The sequence below is a fragment of the Micromonospora sp. NPDC049801 genome, assembly GCF_040656575.1.
Lineage (GTDB): Bacteria > Actinomycetota > Actinomycetes > Mycobacteriales > Micromonosporaceae > Micromonospora.
In genome coordinates, this window is record NZ_JBFAMS010000005.1 from 254351 (window position 1) to 273235 (window position 18885).

Annotated in this window: 20 protein-coding genes; 11 read left to right on the forward strand and 9 right to left on the reverse strand. The window is 72.1% G+C overall.

Translation table 11 applies throughout. The annotated features are described in order from the left end of the window. The first annotated feature begins 86 nt into the window (after nucleotides 1–86). From AB0I89_RS11750 to AB0I89_RS11760, 3 genes are all read left to right on the forward strand, one after another. Nucleotides 87–434 carry a helix-turn-helix domain-containing protein gene (locus AB0I89_RS11750; RefSeq protein ID WP_357124067.1) on the forward strand — a complete coding sequence of 116 codons (348 nt, stop codon included), beginning with the start codon at nucleotides 87–89 and terminating at the stop codon, nucleotides 432–434. Then, complete coding sequence (locus tag AB0I89_RS11755) at nucleotides 431–700, forward strand: hypothetical protein (RefSeq protein WP_357124071.1); 270 nt, start codon at nucleotides 431–433, stop codon at nucleotides 698–700. Before AB0I89_RS11750 ends, AB0I89_RS11755 begins: the two co-directional genes overlap by 4 nt. 121 nt (nucleotides 701–821) lie before the next feature. Next, nucleotides 822–2291 carry an alpha/beta hydrolase gene (locus AB0I89_RS11760; RefSeq protein ID WP_357124074.1) on the forward strand — a complete coding sequence of 490 codons (1470 nt, stop codon included), beginning with the start codon at nucleotides 822–824 and terminating at the stop codon, nucleotides 2289–2291. Between the two features lie 19 nt (nucleotides 2292–2310). On the opposite strand, the gene AB0I89_RS11765 is transcribed toward AB0I89_RS11760, so the two are convergent. From AB0I89_RS11765 to AB0I89_RS11790, 6 genes are all read right to left on the reverse strand, one after another. Beyond that, nucleotides 2311–3564, reverse strand: coding sequence for a DUF6596 domain-containing protein (locus AB0I89_RS11765; RefSeq protein WP_357124077.1), 1254 nt, complete (start codon nucleotides 3562–3564; stop codon nucleotides 2311–2313). Further along, entirely contained in the window at nucleotides 3561–3917 is a 357-nt protein-coding gene (locus AB0I89_RS11770; RefSeq protein ID WP_357124669.1) for a YciI family protein, read from the reverse strand. The genes AB0I89_RS11765 and AB0I89_RS11770 overlap by 4 nt, the downstream gene beginning before the upstream one ends. A gap of 147 nt (nucleotides 3918–4064) precedes the next feature. Next, on the reverse strand, nucleotides 4065–5399 hold the full coding sequence (locus tag AB0I89_RS11775) for a DUF2786 domain-containing protein (protein WP_357124080.1): 1335 nt from the start codon (nucleotides 5397–5399) through the stop codon (nucleotides 4065–4067). Nucleotides 5400–5561: 162 nt separating this feature from the next. Next, nucleotides 5562–5840, reverse strand: a complete 279-nt coding sequence (locus tag AB0I89_RS11780) for a hypothetical protein (protein ID WP_357124083.1) — start codon at nucleotides 5838–5840, stop codon at nucleotides 5562–5564. 69 nt (nucleotides 5841–5909) lie between these two features. After that, entirely contained in the window at nucleotides 5910–7058 is a 1149-nt protein-coding gene (locus AB0I89_RS11785) for a CaiB/BaiF CoA-transferase family protein (protein WP_357124086.1), read from the reverse strand. After that, nucleotides 7048–8208 carry an acyl-CoA dehydrogenase family protein gene (locus tag AB0I89_RS11790; RefSeq protein ID WP_357124089.1) on the reverse strand — a complete coding sequence of 387 codons (1161 nt, stop codon included), beginning with the start codon at nucleotides 8206–8208 and terminating at the stop codon, nucleotides 7048–7050. The genes AB0I89_RS11785 and AB0I89_RS11790 overlap by 11 nt, the downstream gene beginning before the upstream one ends. 156 nt (nucleotides 8209–8364) lie before the next feature. Between AB0I89_RS11790 and AB0I89_RS11795 the strand changes: the two genes are divergently transcribed. Beyond that, nucleotides 8365–8667: a hypothetical protein gene (locus AB0I89_RS11795; RefSeq protein WP_357124092.1), complete on the forward strand. Its 303-nt coding sequence runs from the start codon at nucleotides 8365–8367 to the stop codon at nucleotides 8665–8667. A gap of 125 nt (nucleotides 8668–8792) precedes the next feature. Here the strand turns inward: AB0I89_RS11795 and AB0I89_RS11800 are convergent, their stop codons facing one another. Next, the gene (locus AB0I89_RS11800; protein ID WP_357124095.1) at nucleotides 8793–9011 is read right to left on the reverse strand and encodes a hypothetical protein; all 219 of its coding nucleotides are present in this window, start codon (nucleotides 9009–9011) and stop codon (nucleotides 8793–8795) included. 158 nt (nucleotides 9012–9169) lie between these two features. Between AB0I89_RS11800 and AB0I89_RS11805 the strand changes: the two genes are divergently transcribed. Then, nucleotides 9170–9424 carry a hypothetical protein gene (locus tag AB0I89_RS11805; RefSeq protein ID WP_357124098.1) on the forward strand — a complete coding sequence of 85 codons (255 nt, stop codon included), beginning with the start codon at nucleotides 9170–9172 and terminating at the stop codon, nucleotides 9422–9424. A gap of 145 nt (nucleotides 9425–9569) precedes the next feature. Here the strand turns inward: AB0I89_RS11805 and AB0I89_RS11810 are convergent, their stop codons facing one another. Further along, nucleotides 9570–10724 carry a peptidoglycan recognition family protein gene (locus tag AB0I89_RS11810; protein WP_357124101.1) on the reverse strand — a complete coding sequence of 385 codons (1155 nt, stop codon included), beginning with the start codon at nucleotides 10722–10724 and terminating at the stop codon, nucleotides 9570–9572. A 234-nt stretch (nucleotides 10725–10958) separates the two neighbouring features. On the opposite strand from AB0I89_RS11810, the gene AB0I89_RS11815 reads away from it, so the two are divergent. Then, complete coding sequence (locus AB0I89_RS11815) at nucleotides 10959–11612, forward strand: TetR/AcrR family transcriptional regulator (RefSeq protein ID WP_357124104.1); 654 nt, start codon at nucleotides 10959–10961, stop codon at nucleotides 11610–11612. A 130-nt stretch (nucleotides 11613–11742) separates the two neighbouring features. Here the strand turns inward: AB0I89_RS11815 and AB0I89_RS11820 are convergent, their stop codons facing one another. Continuing rightward, nucleotides 11743–12585: a zf-HC2 domain-containing protein gene (locus AB0I89_RS11820; protein ID WP_357124672.1), complete on the reverse strand. Its 843-nt coding sequence runs from the start codon at nucleotides 12583–12585 to the stop codon at nucleotides 11743–11745. 72 nt (nucleotides 12586–12657) lie between these two features. Between AB0I89_RS11820 and AB0I89_RS11825 the strand changes: the two genes are divergently transcribed. From AB0I89_RS11825 to AB0I89_RS11845, 5 genes are all read left to right on the forward strand, one after another. After that, entirely contained in the window at nucleotides 12658–13698 is a 1041-nt protein-coding gene (locus AB0I89_RS11825) for an SAM-dependent methyltransferase (RefSeq protein WP_357124106.1), read from the forward strand. A gap of 289 nt (nucleotides 13699–13987) precedes the next feature. Then, nucleotides 13988–14077, forward strand: coding sequence for a K(+)-transporting ATPase subunit F (kdpF, locus tag AB0I89_RS11830; RefSeq protein ID WP_355049123.1), 90 nt, complete (start codon nucleotides 13988–13990; stop codon nucleotides 14075–14077). Further along, nucleotides 14077–15732 carry a potassium-transporting ATPase subunit KdpA gene (kdpA, locus tag AB0I89_RS11835; RefSeq protein ID WP_357124110.1) on the forward strand — a complete coding sequence of 552 codons (1656 nt, stop codon included), beginning with the start codon at nucleotides 14077–14079 and terminating at the stop codon, nucleotides 15730–15732. The genes kdpF and kdpA overlap by 1 nt, the downstream gene beginning before the upstream one ends. Nucleotides 15733–15752: 20 nt before the next feature. Further along, nucleotides 15753–17948 (forward strand): potassium-transporting ATPase subunit KdpB, encoded by a 2196-nt coding sequence (gene kdpB, locus AB0I89_RS11840; protein ID WP_357124112.1) that lies wholly within the window; start codon nucleotides 15753–15755, stop codon nucleotides 17946–17948. After that, nucleotides 17948–18829 carry a potassium-transporting ATPase subunit C gene (locus AB0I89_RS11845; protein WP_357124115.1) on the forward strand — a complete coding sequence of 294 codons (882 nt, stop codon included), beginning with the start codon at nucleotides 17948–17950 and terminating at the stop codon, nucleotides 18827–18829. Before kdpB ends, AB0I89_RS11845 begins: the two co-directional genes overlap by 1 nt. Nucleotides 18830–18885 lie beyond the last annotated feature (56 nt).

Genomic DNA, 18885 nt, shown 5'->3' on the forward strand with positions numbered 1-18885 from the left:
CCTGAGATCCCCCTGATTCCGTCTTCGTGCCGCGCCGCCGCGCCGCCGTACCTGCTAACTTCTATTGGCATGTGCAAGGGCTGGTTATGAGCGCGGCTTCGCCGCCGACCGGCGACGACCTGATCCGGGTGCTGGCCACGCTGGCCAACCCGCACCGGCTGCGGGTCGTCGCCGCGTTGGCCCGCGAGCGCGCGTACGTCAGTGGGCTGGCCCGGCAACTGGGCATCAGCCGCGCGCTGTTGCAGGTCCACCTACGGAAGCTGGCGGCGGCCGGACTGGTCACCGCCCGCATGGAGTTGTCGGAGGACGGGAAGGCCATGAACTACTACGAGGTGGAGCCGTTCGTGCTCACACTCACCCCCCAGGTCATCGCGGCGGCGATCGAGACGCTCACCGTGCCCGACTCGGGCGAGCAGCCGGAGGCGCGGTCATGAGCGAGCACGACTGGACCGAGGTGGTCGGCGCGTTCGGGGTGTTCGCCCTGTTGATCAGCGTGTTCACCGTGACCGTCGTACAGCTCGCCAAGACCCGGCGGGCCCGGTACGAGGCGAACCGCGCGGACGACTACCGCAAGCTCGCCGAGACCGCCGCGCAGGCGCAGGCGGAGAACGCCCGACTGCTCGCCGCGATGGACAGTCGGCTGGGCGGAATGGAGACCCGGATGACCACGCTCGAACGTGTCCTGCGCGAGGTCGACTGACCCGCGTGTCGAGGCCCCGGGCCGTCGAGCGGCCACTCGACGGCCCGGGTGGAAGAAGCACCACCTCGCCCGCTGGGCGAGTTTCACCAGCAACGCTCCTTCCAGGAGAGGACAGCACCCCATGCTGCGCGTACGCAAATCCGGAGTCGGCTGGGCGGTGGCCCTGGCCCTCACGGCCGCCGGCCTGACCCCGGCGAGCCCGGCCGTCGCCCGACCCGCCATCGACTGGCACCCCTGCGCCGAGGACACCCCCGAGGAGGAGCCGCCCGTCGCGGAGGCCCCGCCCGAGTGCGGCAGCCTGTCGCTGCCGGTCGACTGGAACCGGCCACGGGGGGAGCGTTTCGAACTGGCGTTGGCCCGCCGGGTCGCCACCGACCCGGCCGCCCGACAGGGCACCCTGGTCTTCGGCCCGGGCGGGCCCGGCGACAGCGGGGTCGACCGGGTGGTGAACGGCAGTTCCCGGTTCAGCGCCGACCTGCGCCGCCGGTTCGACATCGTCAGCTTCGACCCGCGCGGCACCGGCGGCAGTCACCCGGTGCGCTGCTCCCGCGACCTGCTCGCCAGGCAGCCCCAGGTGATCGCCGACCAGGCCCAGTTCGACGCCACCCTGACCAACAACGCGCTGCTGCGCGCCGACTGCCGGGCCCGTACCGGCGCGCTCTACGACCACGTGGACACGACGAGCGCCGCCCGTGACCTGGACGCGGTCCGTGCCGCGCTCGGCGAACGGCAGCTCACCTTCCACGGCAGCTCGTACGGCACCCTGCTGGGCGAGCGGTACGCCGAGTTGTACCCCGACCGGGTGCGGGCCATGGTGCTGGAGGCCGCGATGGACCACAGCCTGGAGACCCGCGCCTTCCTCGACACCCAGGCCGTCGCCGCCGAGGACGCGTTCGACGAGTTCCTCGACTGGTGTGCCCGGTCCGCCGACTGCGTCCTGCACGGTCGGGACGTGCGGGCCATCTGGGCCGGGCTGCACGACCGGGCCGAGGCCGGCACGCTGACCGACCCGGACCGGGCCGGTGCCCCGCTGGCCCCCTTCGAGCTGAGCCGCCTCGCCCACAAGCGGCTCTACGAGACCGACCGGTGGCCGGGGCTCGGGCAGTGGATCGACAAGCTGGCGGGTCCCCCGACGCCGGGCGTCACCACGCTGGCGGACGACGCCGTGGTCCCGTACCCCTTCGCGGTCTTCTGCCAGGACTGGAGCCTGCCGGTCCGCGACTACCGCGAGTACGACGCGCTGCTGCGCCGCAGCGCCCGGCTCGCGCCCGACCTGCGCTACCCGCCGGCGCTGTTCGCCCTGGTCACGTGCCTGGGTACGCCCACGGTCGCCAACCCTCAGCACCGGCTGCGGGTACGCACCGACGTGCCGCTGCTGATCGCCGCCACCGTGCACGATCCGGCGAGCGGCTACGCCTGGGCCCGCGCGGTGGCCCGGCAGTTGGGTCGGCACGGGGTGCTGCTCACCTACCAGGGCTGGGGGCACGGCAGCTACACCACGAGCCCGTGCGTGGGGCGAGCCGTCGACTCGTACCTGATCGATCAGGTCGTGCCGGCGCGGCAGGCGAGCTGCCCGGCGGTCGGCGTGTGACGGGCGGGCGGCGCGGTGGTCACCGCCGCGCCGCCAGTCGGGTGGCGCGCAGCTCCAGGTAGCGCTGCTCGGGCAGGCTCGTGGTGCCGCGCGCCGCCGCCAGGTACGCCTCCCGCGCCGCCGCCGGCTCGCCGGCCAGCTCCAGCAGGTGCGCCCGCACGGCCGCGAGGCGGTGGTGCCCGGCGGTGCGCTCGTCGGCGTCCAACGGGCCGAGCAGGTCGAGCCCCGCCCGGGGCCCGTCCACCATCGCCACCGCGACCGCCTGGTTGAGCGTGACCAGCGGGTTCGGGGCGATTCGGCCCAGCAGCCGGTAGAGCGCGACGATCTGCCGCCAGTCCGTCTCCGCCGCCGTCGCCGCCTCCGCGTGCACGGCGGCGATGGCGGCCTGCAGCTGGTACGGGCCGGGCGGCGACCAGGTCAACGCCTCGGTGATCAGCGCGACCCCCTCCGCGATGGCGGCGGCGTCCCAGCGGGAACGGTCCTGTTCCGTCAGCGGCACCAACTCCCCGTCCGCGCCCACCCGTGCCGCCCGGTGCGCGTCGGTGAGCAGCATGAGCGCCAGCAGCCCGGTGACCTCGCCGTCGTCGGGCAGCAGCCCGTGCAGGACGCGGCCGAGTCGGATCGCCTCGGCCGTCAGCTCGGCCCGGCGCAGGTCCGGCCCGCTCGACGCCGTGTACCCCTCGTTGAAGATCAGGTAGAGCACCCGCAGCACCGTCCGCAGCCGCTCCTCCCGCTCGGCCGGTCCGGGCATGGCGAACCGTGCGCCAGCCGCCTCGATCCGCTGCTTGGCCCGCCGGATGCGCTGGCTCATGGTCGCCTCCGGCACCAGGTGCGCCCGGGCGATCTGGGCCGTGCTGAGGCCGCCCACCGCGCGCAGCGTGAGCGCCACCTGCGCCGAGGGGGCCAGCGCCGGATGACAGCAGAGGAACAGCAGGGTCAGCGTGTCGTCCGCGTCCGGCACCGCCGGCTGCGCGTCCGCCGGAGGCGCCACCTGGGCGTACGCCGGCTCGCGCAGCGCCACCGCGACCTCGCGCTGCCGGCGGGCGCTCTCGCTGCGCCACTCGTCGGTGAGCCGGCGGGTCGCCACGGTGAGCAGCCAGGCGCGCGGGTTGTCCGGTACGCCCTGCCCGGGCCACTGCGTCGCGGCGGCCAGCAGCGCCTCCTGGACCGCGTCCTCGCACCTGTCGAACTGGCCGTGCCGACGGACCAGCAGGCCGAGGACCTGCGGCGCGAGTGTGCGCAGCAGATCCTCGACCGTCCGGTCGTCGGTCACATCTCCGTCCCGGCCTCGTCCATGATCGGGCGGACCTCCATCGCGCCGCCGTAGCGCACGTCCGGCCAGCGGGCGGCGATCTCGGCGGCCCGTTGCGGGCTGTCGCAGTCCACGGCCAGGTAGCCGGCGAACTGCTCCTTGCTCTCCATGAACGGCCCGTCGACGATCTCGGGTTGACCGCCGGCCAGCCGGACCGTCTGCGTCTGCGACGGGTCGGCCAGCGCCTGGCCGCCGATCAGCTCACCGGTCTCGGCCAGCTCCTTCATGATCTCGTCGACCTCGCCGAACAGGGCGGTGCGGTCCTCCTCGGTCAGCCCTTCGGTGAAGCCGGGCCGGTTCCAGATCAGCAACATGTACTTCACGGGGATGCTCCTCGGTTTCTGGTCGCGCCCCGGCTGGGGTGCGGCTCACCGGAGGGTCGGAGCCGTCACCCCGTTCCCTACCGCCTACCGAAGAAAATCGCAGAAACGTCCGGCCGTGGCGCTCCCACGCCGGGCGGATCAGGGTCGGCCCGGCACCTGCCGAGGCGTGGAGCCGCCGCCGACGTCCAGGGACGCCCGGTCGGCGGCCGAGGTGCCGGACGACCAGCCCTCGGCGTCGCGCACGCTGAGCCGGTGCCGGGTCACGCCGGGGAACAGCGTCTCCAGCCGCTCCCGGACCGCCTCGCCCCGCGCGGCGAGCACCGGCAACAACCGATCCGCCCCGGCTTCCGTCTGCCCCGCCGCCTCGGTCGCCGCGTCCGTGGCCGTGCGCAGCCGCTCACCGATCCGCAGCGCGAACGCGTTGAGGAAGGACTCGTCCCACACCTTCGTCCGGCGGCCCGACCCCGGTCGACGCTCGGCCCGCCCGCGCAGCATCGCGGCCGTCGCCTGCACCAGCAGCGACGTGTAGAGCAGCTCCACCGCCACGAGGTCCGCCGGCCACCCCAGCACGGTGGTGAAGCCGAGGTCGTCGGACCAGATCGCCTCACACCGGTTCGCCGCCGCCACCTCCTGCACGAGCAGCGCCTTCGCCCCGGCGTACGGGGTCTCCACGCCCAGGCGCACCCCGCTCGGCACGTCGCCCCGCTCGGTGCCGGCCGCCAGCAGCGCCTCGTCGATGCTGTGCCGGGCGATCAGCTCCTGCGCCTTGCCGGTCAACGCCTCCGCCTCGGCCGGGAAGGTGGTCGACTCCGCCTTCGCCAGCAGCGCGCGTACCCGGTCCAGCATCGGCGACCCGCTGCGGGCCGTACCGGCGGCGCGGGGGAGCGCCGCTCCGGTCGATCCCGGCGGCGGGCGCAGCACCGCGATCGGCGGCAGGCTCTCCACCAGCGCGAGTACGTCGACCGCCGCGCGCAGCGCGTCGACCCGGTCCAGCCCCTCCGCGCGGGTCCAGTCGGCCACCAGGTCCTCCGGGCCGACGTCCCGGCCGGCCTTCGAGCCCTGGCCGGCGTCCCGGCCCCGGCTGGCCTTCGAGCCCTGGCCGGCGCTTGAGCCCTGGCCTGCGGCGTCCCGGTCCTGGGCGGCGAGCACGCGGAGCTGGTCGTCCCACCAGGCGGGGACCGGCTCGGCCTGCTCGCGTCGCTGCGCGGCCAGCGCGTCGCGGACCAGTCGGGCCGCGCCGGCGTCGAGCCGACGCCGGACGATCCGGTGTACGTCGACCGGCTGCCAACCGCGCGGCCAGAGCCGCCCGAGGCCGCGAATCAGTCGTCGCGCCAGGGCGGCGTCCACCGCCGTCGCGCCGTCCGCCGTTCCGGTGCCGACCATCAGCCGGTCGAGCTGCCGTTCGGTCTGTCGTACGTCGGTGCCACGCACCGCCGCCAGCGCGTCGGCGACGAGGTCCTCCGCGTCCGGCACCGGCACCTCCTCGGCCCAGGCGGCCCACAGCGACCCGCCCCCACCATGATCATGCCGTCCCCCACCCCGGACACCCAAAACAGGAAGGTCGACCCCGCCCGTTAGGCGGTGATCAAGAGGTTTGCGTCAGGGTGCAGCCGTTTTCTGACGCCAACCTCTTGATCAACTCTGGGAAGGGGTGGCGGCCAGGGCGGCCGACAGCCGGCCGAGGAACGCGCGGATGTCGTCCTCGCTGTGGGGGGTCTCGGCCTGGTCGTTGAGCGGGCCCGAACAGCGCAGCGCCTGATCGATCGCGTCCCGCGTCTCGGCCCGGTCGCCCGGGTAGAGCCCGGCGTCCACCCCTTCGGCGACCCGGGTCACCACCGCGTCGTCGAGCGCGCTGTCGAACTGGACCCCGTACAGGATCCCGTTGACGTGGCCCTTCCAACTGTCCGTACCCATGCACTGACTCCCCCCGGACCGTCGGTGCACGACCGTATCAACGCGACACCGGCACGGCTGTCCCGCCGGCTACGACCAGGCGGTCAGGATCTCCTCGACCGGCGACGCGTCCCGCTCCGGATCGGGCGCCGGGACGGGCGGCCCCGTCGGCGTACGGTCGAAGCGCGGCGCCGGTGCGGGTTGCACCTCGCCGTCCACCTCGACGAACGTGCCCCGGGCCGCGTTGTGCGGGTGCCGGTGCGCGTCGCCGGGGGCGAGCACCGGGGCGACGCAGGCATCCCGCTCGGCGAAGACCGCCGTCCACTCGTCCCGCGTCCGCTCGGCGAACCGCTCGGTGAATACCCTGCGCAGCTCGTCCCAGCCGCTCGGGTCGTACTGGTGGGGCAGGTCCGCGTCGGTGAGGCCGAGACCGGCCAGCAGTTCGCCGTAGAAGGCCGGTTCCAGCGCGCCGACGGCCATGAAGCCACCGTCGGCCGTGGCGTACGTGTCGTAGAAGGGCGCTCCTCCGTCGAGCAGATTCCGCCCCCGCGGGGCCGCCCACCGGCCGGTGCCGAGCAGCCCGTGCAGAAACGAGGTGAGCAGCGCCGAACCGTCGACCATGGCCGCGTCGACGACCTGGCCGAGGCCCGAGCGCTCCCGTTCGAGCAGCGCGGCCAACACGCCCACGGCCAGCAGCATGCCGCCACCGGCGAAGTCGCCGATCAGGTTCAACGGCGCGTGCGGGCGCTCACCGGCCCGGCCCAACGGTTCCAGCGCTCCGGCGACCGCGATGTAGTCGATGTCGTGGCCGGCCCGTGCGGCCAGCGGGCCGTCCTGACCCCAGCCGGTCATTCGCGCGTACACCAGACGCGGGTTGCGGTCCCGGCAGACGTCCGGGCCGAAGCCGAGGCGCTCGGCGACCCCCGGCCGGTACGCCTCGACCAGCACGTCCGCCCGCTCGACGAGACGCAGCAGGTCCGCCACACCGGTCGGGGACTTCAGGTCCAGCGCGGTCAGCCGCCGGCCGCGCTGCAACGGTCCTCCGCTCGGCGCGGCCAGCCGACCGGCCCCCGGGCCACCCGGCCGGTCGACGCGCACCACGTCCGCTCCGAGGTCGGCGAGCACCATGCAGCCGAACGGCGCCGGCGCGAGACTGGCCAGCTCGACCACCCGTACGCCGGCCAGCGGTCCGCCCCGCGACGATCCGTCCGTGCCGCGCGTGGACGCCTCAGAGGGCACGGGCGATCAGCTCCTTCATGATCTCGTTGGTGCCGCCGTAGATCTTCTGTACCCGGGCGTCGGCGTACATGCGGGCGATCGGGTACTCCGTCGTGTAGCCGTACCCGCCGAAGACCTGGAGGCACCGGTCGACGACCTCGCACTGCCCGTCGGTGAGCCACGACTTGGCCATCGCGGCCGTGGCGACGTCCAGGTCGCCGCGCGTGTGCCGGACGACGCAGTCGTCCAGGAAGACCCGACTGACCCGGGTACGCGTCGCACACTCCGCGAGCACCATCCGGGTGTTCTGGTGGCCCATCAGCGGCTTGCCGAAGGCGGTGCGCTCCTTGGCGTACGCGACGGTCAGCGCCACCGCCCGTTCCATGGCCGCCACCGCGCCGACGCCGATGACCAGGCGCTCCTGCGGAAGCTGCTGCATCATCTGGACGAAGCCCAGCCCCTCGACGCCGCCGAGCAGGTTGGCCGCCGGCACCCGGAACTCGTCGAAGAACAGCTCGGCCGTGTCGTTGGCGTGCAGCCCGATCTTGGACAGCAGCCGGCCGCGACGGAACCCCTCCGGGTCCCCACCCACCTCGCAGACCAGCAGTGAGATGCCGGCCGCCCGTTGCTCGGGGTCGGTCTTGACCGCCACGATGACCAGGTCGGCCAGACCGCCGTTGGTGATGAACGTCTTCGCGCCGCTGACCAGGTAGTCGTCGCCGTCACGGACCGCCCGCGTCCGCATCGCCTGAAGGTCCGAGCCGCCGTCCGGCTCGGTCATCGCGATCGCGCCCACCAGTTCACCGCCGCACAGGCCGGGCAGCCACCGCCGCTTCTGCTCCTCGCTGCCGTACGCCACGAGGTAGCCGGTGACGATGCCACTGTGTACGGCCAACCCGAGGCTGCCCTCCCCGGCGTACGCCTGCTCGTGCAGCACCACGGCCTCGTGGGTGAAGTCGCCGCCCCCGCCGCCGTACTCCTCGGGCACCGACGGGCCGAGCAGTCCCAGCTCACCCGCGCGGCGGTAGTGCTCGCGGTCCGGGTGCCCCTGCGCCAGCAGGCGTTCGGAGTGCGGCAGCACCTCCTTGGTGAAGAAGGCGCGGGCCAGCTCGGCGAGGTCGTCGTGTTCGGGCCGCCGCCAGGGCGCGGGGGAGCCGTCGGGCGTGGGCATGGCACCACCCTCGCGCCCTGTTGGCAGCATGTCAATAAGCCCTCAACGCCTTGATCGACTCCGCTTCCATGAAGTCGGGCCATCCGCCCGAGCAGGACACCGCGCCTTGCAGGAAATCGAGTCGATCAAGCGGCCTGCCCGGGTGAGGATCGTGCCATGAGAGCAATGCCGCCGGCCCGGCTCGACGGAGCCCAGGTCACGCTGGTCGCCAGCCTCGCGCCGGGGCAGTTGGCGACCGGGGCGACACGGCACTCCGTCAGCAACTTCGCGGAGGTTGTCGCCCATCTGGCGATCGCTCGCTACGACGAGGCCGACGCGGACTTCTACCTCTTCTACTGCACGGGCGACTGGCAGGTCTTGACGGACACGTGCCATTCGACAGAGGCAAAGGCGGTCGCTCAAGCGGTGTTCGAGTTCGGAGACGTGACGTTCACGCGGTCGGTGAGGGAGGGCTGCTAAGCCCGCATGCGACCCTCATGCCCCCCGCACGGGGTGATCCACTCCAGATTGGCGATGTGGCGGTATTCAGGCGATCGGATACGCCCAGGTCGGCGATCTCGTGTGGATCAGCCGCCAGATGGGTGCTACTCGGCCTCGTCGCCGTCGGTGGGGCGTGGCGGGCGGTGCTCGGCGATCCACGCCTCCACGTCAGCACGCAGCCAGACCTTCATGCCCCGCAGCTCCTGGTAGGGCTTCGGGAAGCTCGGCCGCATCGCGAGCTGCTGGAATCGGCTTCGGGACACGTTCAGCCGTTGACCGATCTCATACGGCCCCATCAGCTCGCCCGGCCCCTTGTCGCCCACACCTGGACACTAGGCACGTTCGCGTATCCCCAATCGGTGGTCCCCGAATGGGGCTCCCCATCTTGACAGGGGGTTCCAGTGAGGGCTCCGAGTGGTCGTCGGAGGCGGCCTGCTGCGGATCGGGCCGGGTGGGCGCGGTGCGGCGAGAGGTGGGCGCGATGGATCAGGCGACGGAGTTGGCGTGGTTGCGGGAGCGGGTCGGGGGACTGGAGACTGCGTTGCACTGCGCACGGCGGGAGCTGTTCGACCTGCGGTGTCGGCTGACGTTGATCGGCCGGGTGGTGCGGGACGTCGACCGGGTGCAGCGCGCGCCGGGAGTGGCGGTCGGTGCGATCAACGCGGCGCTCTACTCCGAGCCGTCAAACCTGCGGCACCTCGGCCGACACCTGGTCCGCCGTCACCGGCTCCGGTGATCACTTGATGCTCACCAGTTGCCAGGAACGCCCGCCGAACTGGTGAGCATCAAGTGATCACTGCCCGAAGGTGCGCACGCCCCACCGCCTCCGCCGGGCGTCGGGGGAGACGGAATCGAGACGGAGACGGTGGGGCGCGGGTCTCCTAGCGCGGGTGCTTGGGCGGGGTCGGGAACTGGCTCAGCAGCACCGCCACCTCCTGGCGCAGGGTGCCGAGGTACGGGTGGAAGGCGTCGCCGGGGCACTCGGTCGGGTCGGCCCCGATGGTTGCCCAGTCCCGGTGCCCGGAGATGACGTCGACCGTGCCACTCGCTCCGCTGACCGGGTTGACGTAGTCGGTCCGGCCGGCGGGGGCGAGTCGACCCGCGGCGGCGAGGCCCGCCAGGACGAACACCAATGACCGGTGCGCGGCGGCGCTGGGCTGGCGGGACGTGAACCGGCCCAGCAGGCAGACGCCGATGTTGCCGGCGTTGTAGCCGCCGACGTGCGCCGCGTTGACCATGAGCGGCCGGCGGTCGCTGCCGAGGCCCGGCCCGTACACCGGGAGGGGTCCCGGATCGGAGTAGCGGCCCTCGTAGATCCGCCCCGCCTCGTCGATCAGCAGGTGATAGCCGATGTCGCCGAACTCCTGGAGGACGCACTGGTCGTAGTAGATGGCACGGACCGTCGCGGCCGGGTCCGGGTCCTCGTTGTGCTCGTACACGCCGCTGTGGTGGACGGTCAGCGTCTGCACCGGAAAGAACTCGGCCGGCCACAGTTCGCTGCCGTCGTCGGCGAGGCGCAGCGACTCGTCCGCACCCCACCGGGATCGGGGCAGGTACGTCGGCTTCCGGCCACCTCGCGGAACCGGAAGGTTGTTCGTTCGCGGGTTGGCGACCGTCCGCCGGGGCCCGTCGACCGTGTTCAGCTCGGCGACGGTGGCGTCGGAGCCGTCGGCGGTCTGCACCTCGTACGCGGTCGCGCCGTTGGCGACCACGACGTTCGAGCGGGCCGCTGGCCGGCCGCCGTCCCGGCCGTTCTGGCACGCGTTCAGCTCCAGCCAGTCGCTCCACCCCTTGCCGGTGCGCAGGCGTACCGCCGCCGAGGGGCCGCCGTGCCGGATGGACAGGTGGGTCAGCGGGATGGCCGGCGAGGTCACCACCGTCCTGCTCATCAGGCGACCGCGCCGAGCGGCCAGCGGAGATGTCACTTCGGCGGAGGTGGCCGGTGCTGCCGTCGCGGAGCCGGCGAACGTGCCGGCGGCCGACAGACCCACCGCCGCGCCGGCCGCGCCGGAGAGGACTCGACGTCGAGAAACCACAGTTGTGCTCCCTTGCTTGGTGCGCCAGGCGTCAGCCGGCATGTCGGCCGACGGCCCGGGGCCGTGGTGCCCTGGCGAGCCCTGCGGATACATCGCCAGGATGGGGCACTACAGAGGCTAAAACGGCACTCTGGACTTTTGGTTTATTGCCACTGGAGAGCCGCACGAACTCGTTACCTAGCGTGATCATGGCGAGGGCGTGGCCGGCCGGGCGCTGCCGCTAGGGTCGGGCAGATGAGTGTCGAGACCGCTCCCCGCCGCCGCCGGCTGGAGCCGGACGCCCGGCGCGGCCAGATCCTGGCCTGCGCGGTCCGCCTGTTCGGCGAGCAGCCGTACGCCGACGTGTCGACCACCGACGTGGCCCGGGAGGCGGGCGTCGCCCGAGGGCTGGTCAACCACTACTTCGGCACCAAGAAGGACCTCTACCTGGAGGTGGTCCGGGTCATGGTGACCATTCCGGAGGTCGCCCTCGAACGACTGCCCAAGGGTGATCTGCGGAACCGGGTTGACGCCAGCGTCTCGTGGTTCCTCGACGTGGTGTCCCGGCACAGCACGTCGTGGCTCGCGGCGGTCACCGCCCGGGGGATGGGCGGCGACGCCGACGTGGAGCGGGTGCTCGCCGAGGCCGAGGAGGTCGCCGCGGACCGGATGCTGGTCGCCGTCGGGCTGGCCGACGAGGCCGAGGACCACGAGGAGTTGCGGGGAATGGTCCGGGCGTACTGCGGGCTGGCGACGTCCACCGCCCGGGAGTGGCTCCAGCGCGGCGCGTTGACCCGCGCCCAGGTCCACCTGCTGCTCACCACCACGCTGCTGGCCATCGTCGAACAGGTCATCCCGCAGGTCATCGCCGCCGACGAGCCGCTGGGCCCGGTCGACCCCCGCGCCTAGTCACCCGCCCCACAGCGGGCAGGTCCTTGGGGACGACGCCCGACAGCGGAGCAGGCCCCGCGGGCAACGCCCGACGGACGGCAGGCCTCTCGGGCGACGCTCCGCCTCCCGGGCGGCGACCCTGCCCGGCTCAGGCCGCCTGGCGGTCGCCCGTCCGGTCGGCGCGCGTGGCCCGACCGGTCCGCGCCGCCGGGGCAGCGTGCCGGTCGGCGGCCTGCCCGGGGTACGCCCCCGCGTTGACCACCCGCAGCGGCCGTTCGCCCTCCTCGGTGCCGAAGCGCCAGCGCGACGGCGTGGGCTGCCGCTGCGGCGCGGGCCCGCCGGGACGCAGCCCGGGACGGGACAGCAGCACGGTGATCAGGTAGCCGACCACCAGGAAGCCGTGGCTGACCAGCCGCTCCCCGCTCACCGACCCGGTGGCCAGGTCGTTGACCGAGAGCAGCAACAGGGTGCCGACGAACGCGCTGAGCATCGGCAGCAGACCCGCCGGTGGGCTGCGGCGTACCGCCACGAAGAGGAAGCCGGCCCCGACCGCCACGTTCCAGGCGGCCGACTCGTGCCACAGGTGCTGGCCGGAGGCGTGCAGGTGCTCCGCGGCCGCTCCCCGGCCCACCTGGGCGAGGCCGAGCACCAGTTGGACCGCGCCGAGCAGCCCGAGCGCCGCGCGCAGCCCGACGACCAGGGTGCCGCGTCCGGGCAGGTGGAGCCGCCACCGCGACCGGCGGGCCGCCGGCGCGTCGTCCGCCCCGGCCCCGGCAGCGCCGCCGATGGCGGCCATGATCGCGTCGGTCCGGTCGGGGACATCAGTGACCAATCGGGTACGAACGCGGCGCGTCACCGCCGCCGCCGTCGCGAACCAGGCCCGGCACGTGGCGCACTCGTCCAGGTGCCCCTGCGCCGCCGCCCGTTCGTCGGCGGTCTCCTCCCCGTCCAACTGCGCGGACAGGATCTCCCGCCACTGCTCACACCCCATGTGTGGGTAGTCGGTCCGCGCGTCGCTCCGGTTCCCGGCGGTCGTCACCCGTTGTGGAATACTCGCCCGATCATGACGCGCTACGGCCTGCTGATCCTGCCCGCCACCAACCGGGTGTACGCCCGATCCGCCATCGACCTCACCCGGGCCGAGCTGGAGATCTTCGGCCGCTCGGCGCTCGACGGCCGGATCGGCGAGCTGGACACCGAGGTCGTCGGCGGCGCGACGTACGTCACGTTCGCGGGTGACGGGCTGACCGAGCGGGATCTGGCCGTCCTGGGCAACCTCTCCGCCGGGTACGCGCTGTTCGAGATCGTCGGTGACCTGCTGCGCCCGGTCGAGTGGAGCCGGCTGGACCGGTACGACGACGACCTGCTCACCATCCAGAAGTACGTGGGCAAGACCAACGAGCAGTTCACCAAGCTGCTGCTCAACGTCACCCTGCTCGCGTCGGACTGGGCCGGCGAGCTGACCGACCGTCGGTTCCGGGTGCTCGACCCGCTCTGCGGTCGGGGCACCACCCTCAACCAGGCGCTGATGTACGGCTTCGACGCGGCGGGGATCGAGCGCGACCAGAAGGACGTCGAGGCGTACCGGGCCTTCGTCACCACCTGGCTGAAGCAGAAGCGCGTGAAGCACCGGGTGCTGGAATCGGGGCCGGTGCGGCGCGAGCGCAAGGTGGTCGGCCGGCGGGTACGCATCGAGCTGGCCCCGACCCGCGAGGAGCACAAGGCGGGCCGCACGCAGTTGCTGGACGTGGTCAACGCCGACACCACCCGGGCGGGCGAGTTCTTCCGGCCGGAGACCGTCGACGTGGTGGTAGCCGACGCCCCGTACGGCGTACAGCACGGCAGTCGTACCGCCGATCAGGGTCTGTCGCGCGACCCGCTGGCGCTGCTCGCGGACGCCGCGCCGGTCTGGGCGCGGTTGCTACGGCCCGGCGGCGCGCTCGGCATCTCGTGGAACACCCACGTCGCGAGCCGGGACGACGCGGCGGCGGCGCTGGCCGACGCCGGCCTGACCGTGGTCGATGACGAGCCCTACCGCGCGTTGCGGCACCGGGTGGACCAGTCGATCATGCGCGACGTGCTGGTGGCCCGCCGCCCGGCCTGACCGGCCCGGCTCCTCTCCTCGGTCTCGGACCGTCGGGTTTGTGCCGCATTTCACCTGATCAGGTGCGTGCGTGAAAACCGCGTCAAGAAAAGGTTCGCCGCCGTCATGGTCGCGTTATGGCCCGTGCCGTCTGAGGCGCACGTGGGCTTTGCTTGCCCGGCGCGACCGGAAGGCGGTCGCGACGAACCTTTCCGGTAAGAGGAGTCAGCGTGTCTGACGTGGTGTTCGTGGTCCTCACGGTGGCGCTGTTCGCAGTGCTCGCCCTGGTGGTCCGGGCGGTGGAGAAGCTGTGAACGCGGCAAACGCGGTCGGTCTGGTGCTCGCGATAGTCCTGGGCGCGTTCCTGGTGTTCGCCCTGCTGTTCCCGGAGCGCTTCTGATGACCATGACAACAGCGGGCGTCATCTTCGTGCTGACGCTGGTGGCGGCGCTCGTCGCCGTCTACAAGCCGTTCGGCGACTACATGTTCCGGGTCGTCTCCGGGACGAAGCAGTCGCGCGTCGAGCGGGGGATCTACCGCCTGGTCGGCGTCGACCCGGCCGCCGAGCAGACCTGGGGCGTGTACGCCCGCAGCGTGCTCGCGTTCTCGGCCGTCTCGATCCTGTTCCTGTACCTGTTTCAGCGGGTGCAGAACCACCTGTGGCTGTCGCTGGGCTTCGACCCGGTGATGACCCACGGCGCGTGGAACACTGCCGTCTCGTTCGTGACCAACACGAACTGGCAGTGGTACTCGGGTGAGTCGACCATGGGCCACCTCGTGCAGATGGCCGGTCTGGCCGTGCAGAACTTCGTCTCGGCGGCGGTCGGCATCGCGGTGGCGGTCGCGTTGGTCCGCGGCTTCGCCCGCAGCCGCACCGGGCAGCTCGGCAACTTCTGGGTCGACCTGACCCGGATCGTGCTGCGGATCCTGGTGCCGATCGCGGTCCTCGGCGCAGTCGTGCTGATGATCGGCGGAGTGGTGCAGAACCTGTCCGCCGGCACCGATGTGAGCACGCTGACCGGCGGCAGCCAGACGATCACCGGTGGCCCGGTCGCCGGCCAGGAAGTGATCAAGGAGCTGGGCACCAACGGCGGCGGCTTCTACAACGTCAACAGCGCCCACCCGTTCGAGAACCCCACCACCTGGACGAACTGGCTGGAGATCTTCCTGATCCTGCTGATCCCGTTCAGCCTGCCCCGGGTCTTCGGCCGGATGGTCGGGCAGAACCGGCAGGGCTACGCCATCGCCGCGGTGATGGGCATCCTCGCCTTCCTCAGCGTCGCCATCACCAACATCTTCGAGCTGGCCGGCCACGGCACGGTCCCGCAGGCGGTCGGCGCGGCGATGGAGGGCAAGGAGGTGCGGTTCGACGTCTCCAACTCGGCCACCTTCGCCGCCGCCACCACGCTCACCTCGACCGGTGCGGTGAACTCGTTCCACGACTCGTTCACCTCGCTCGGTGGCGGGATGCTGCTGGGCAACATGATGCTCGGCGAGGTCGCGCCCGGCGGCACCGGTTCCGGCCTGTACGGCCTGCTGATCCTCGCGGTGATCACGGTCTTCGTGGCGGGGCTGATGGTCGGTCGCACCCCCGAGTACCTGGGCAAGAAGATCGGGTCGCGGGAGATCAAGTTCGCCTCGCTCTACTTTCTGATCACGCCGATCCTGGTGCTCGTCGGCACGGCTGCGGCGTTCGCCACCGGCAACAACTCCACGGCGCTCAACGTCGGGCCGCACGGCCTCTCCGAGGTGCTGTACGCGTTCACCTCGGCCAGCAACAACAACGGCTCCGCCTTCGCGGGCATCACGGTCAACACGGCCTGGTGGAACACCGCACTCGGGTTGTGCATGCTGCTCGGCCGGTTCCTGCCGATCATCTTCGTGCTCGCGTTGGCCGGCTCGCTGGCCCGCCAGGCACCCACCCCCGCGTCCGAGGGCACCCTGCCGACCCACCGACCGCTGTTCATCGGGATGGTCGTCGGCGTCACGGTGGTCCTCGTCGCGCTGACCTTCCTGCCCGCGCTCGCGCTCGGCCCGCTGGCAGAAGGGCTCTGACCATCATGAGGAACGAGGACATGTCCGTCACGTCCGCCCCGACAGAGCAGCTTCCCGGCAGCCCGGCGACGCAGGGCAACCGGATCGGTGGAGGCCTGCTCGACCCCAAGCAGCTCGTCCGGTCCCTGCCGGACGCCGTACGCAAGCTCAACCCGGCCACCCTGTGGCGCAACCCGGTGATGCTGATCGTCGAGGTCGGCGCGGCCTTCACCACCGTCCTGGCGGTGACCGACCCGTCGGTGTTCGCCTGGGCGATCACCGCCTGGCTGTGGCTGACCGTGATCTTCGCCAACCTGGCCGAGGCGGTCGCCGAGGGTCGGGGCAAGGCCCAGGCAGCCGCCCTGCGGCAGGCCAAGCAGGACACCATCGCCACCCGGCTGGTCGACTGGAAGCCCGGCGCGCGGGCCAACACCTACCGCGACGAGGCGGTGCCCGCGCCGGAGCTGCGCCAGGGCGACGTCGTCCTGGTCGAGGCCGGCGGGATCATCCCGGGCGACGGCGACATCGTCGAGGGCATCGCCAGCGTCGACGAGTCGGCGATCACCGGTGAGTCGGCCCCGGTCATCCGCGAGTCCGGCGGCGACCGCAGCGCGGTCACCGGCGGCACCAAGGTGCTCTCCGACCGGATCATCGTGAAGATCACCCAGAAGCCGGGGGAGAGCTTCATCGACCGGATGATCGCCCTGGTCGAGGGCGCGAACCGGCAGAAGACGCCGAACGAGATCGCGCTGAACATCCTGCTCGCCGCGCTCACGGTCATCTTCCTGCTGGCCGTGGTCACCCTCCAGCCGCTGGCGATCTTCTCCAAGGCGTACCAGGCCGCCGCACCGGACAGCGGGGCGATCAACGGCTCCGGTGTGACCGGCGTCGTGCTGGTCTCGCTGCTGGTCTGCCTGATCCCCACCACCATCGGCGCGCTGCTGTCGGCCATCGGCATCGCCGGCATGGACCGCCTCGTCCAGCGCAACGTGCTGGCCATGAGCGGTCGGGCCGTCGAGGCGGCCGGCGACGTCAACACGCTGCTGCTGGACAAGACCGGCACCATCACGCTGGGCAACCGGCAGGCCGCCGAGTTCGTCCCGGTCGAGGGCGTCGACGCCGCGACCGTGGCCGACGCCGCCCAGCTCTCCAGCCTGGCCGACGAGACCCCGGAGGGGCGCTCGGTGGTCGTCCTGGCGAAGAACGAGTTCGGGCTCCGCGAACGCGAGCCTGGCGTCATGCCGCACGCCACCTTCGTACCGTTCACCGCGCAGACCCGGATGAGCGGCGTCGACCTGACCCCGGACGCCAGCGTCGACGGTGGCGCGTCGGGCACGGCCCGCCGGGTCCGCAAGGGCGCCGCCGCAGCGGTCATGAAGTGGGTACGGGAGAACGGCGGTCACCCGACCGAGCAGGTCGGCGAGATCGCGGACGCGATCAGCGGCACCGGCGGCACCCCGCTCGTGGTCGCCGAGCACGTCGACGGTGAGCCGGCCCGTGCGCTCGGCGTCATCCACCTCAAGGACGTGGTCAAGTCCGGCATGCGCGAGCGGTTCGACGAGATGCGCCGGATGGGCATCCGGACCGTGATGATCACCGGTGACAACCCCCGTACCGCGAAGGCCATCGCCGATGAGGCCGGAGTGGACGACTTCCTGGCCGAGGCGACGCCGGAGGACAAGCTCGCGCTGATCAAGCGGGAGCAGGAGGGTGGTCGGCTGGTCGCGATGACCGGTGACGGCACCAACGACGCGCCGGCGCTCGCCCAGGCCGACGTCGGGGTGGCGATGAACACCGGTACGTCGGCCGCCAAGGAGGCCGGCAACATGGTCGACCTCGACTCCGACCCGACCAAGCTGATCGAGATCGTGGAGATCGGCAAGCAGTTGCTGATCACCCGGGGAGCGCTGACCACGTTCAGCATCTCCAACGACATCGCGAAGTACTTCGCGATCATCCCGGCCATGTTCGCCGGCCTCTACCCGAGCCTGGACGCGCTGAACATCATGCGGCTGGCCAGCCCGGAGTCGGCGATCCTGTCCGCCGTCATCTTCAACGCCCTGGTGATCATCGCGCTGATCCCGCTCGCCCTGCGCGGCGTGCGGTACCGGCCGGCCGCCGCGTCGAAGCTGCTCAGCCGCAACCTGCTGGTCTACGGGCTGGGCGGCATCATCGTGCCGTTCATCGGGATCAAGATCATCGACCTGCTCATCCAGTTCATCCCGGGGATTTCGTGATGCGTCTACCCACCTGGATCGCCCAACACCTCGCCGCCCTGCGCGCCCTGCTCGTCTTCACGGTGCTGCTCGGCCTGGTCTACCCGCTGGCCCTGGTCGCGCTCGGCCAACTGCCCGGCCTCAACCACAAGGCCGACGGTTCGCTGATCACCTCGGGCGGCACCACCATTGGCAGTTCGCTGATCGGCCAGTCCTTCACCGACGCGGACGGCAACCCCGTCGCCCGCTACTTCCAGTCCCGCCCGTCGGCCGCCGGCGACGGCTACGACCCGACGTCCACCTCGGCCAGCAACCTCGGCCCGGAGAGCGTCGTCGACACCATCGCCACCGACCCGGAGGAGTCCAGCGAGAGCCTGCTCACCCAGGTCTGCGGGCGCAGCAAGGCGGTCGGCGAGCTGAACGGCGTCGACGGTCGGCGTCCGTTCTGCACCGACGACGGGGTGGGCGCCGTACTCGCGGTGTTCCGCGCCGACGGCCTGACCGGCCCGGTCACCCGGGTGGTCAGCGTCAACCAGGTCGCCCCGGCGACGCCGTTCGTTCCCTCGTACCAGGGGGTCACCGTGGAGCTGGCCAAGCCCGGCGAGGACTACGTGGCCGCGGGCGGAGTGGTCACCCCGATCCGGGGCGACGCGCCGGCCGACCCGGCGGTGCCCGCCGACGCGGTCACCGCCAGCGCCAGCGGTCTCGACCCGCAGATCAGCCCGGCGTACGCCGAGTTGCAGGTGAACCGGGTCGCGCGGGAGCGCGGCGCGGACCCGGCGGTGGTCCGCAAGCTCGTCGAGGAGCACACCGACGGGCGGGGGCTCGGCTTCATGGGTGCGCCCGGCGTGAACGTGCTGGAACTCAACATCGCCCTCGACAAGCAGTTCCCGGCGCGCTGAGCGTGAAAGGAAGGGCCCCTTACTAACGCATAGCGTTAGTAAGGGGCCCTTCCTTC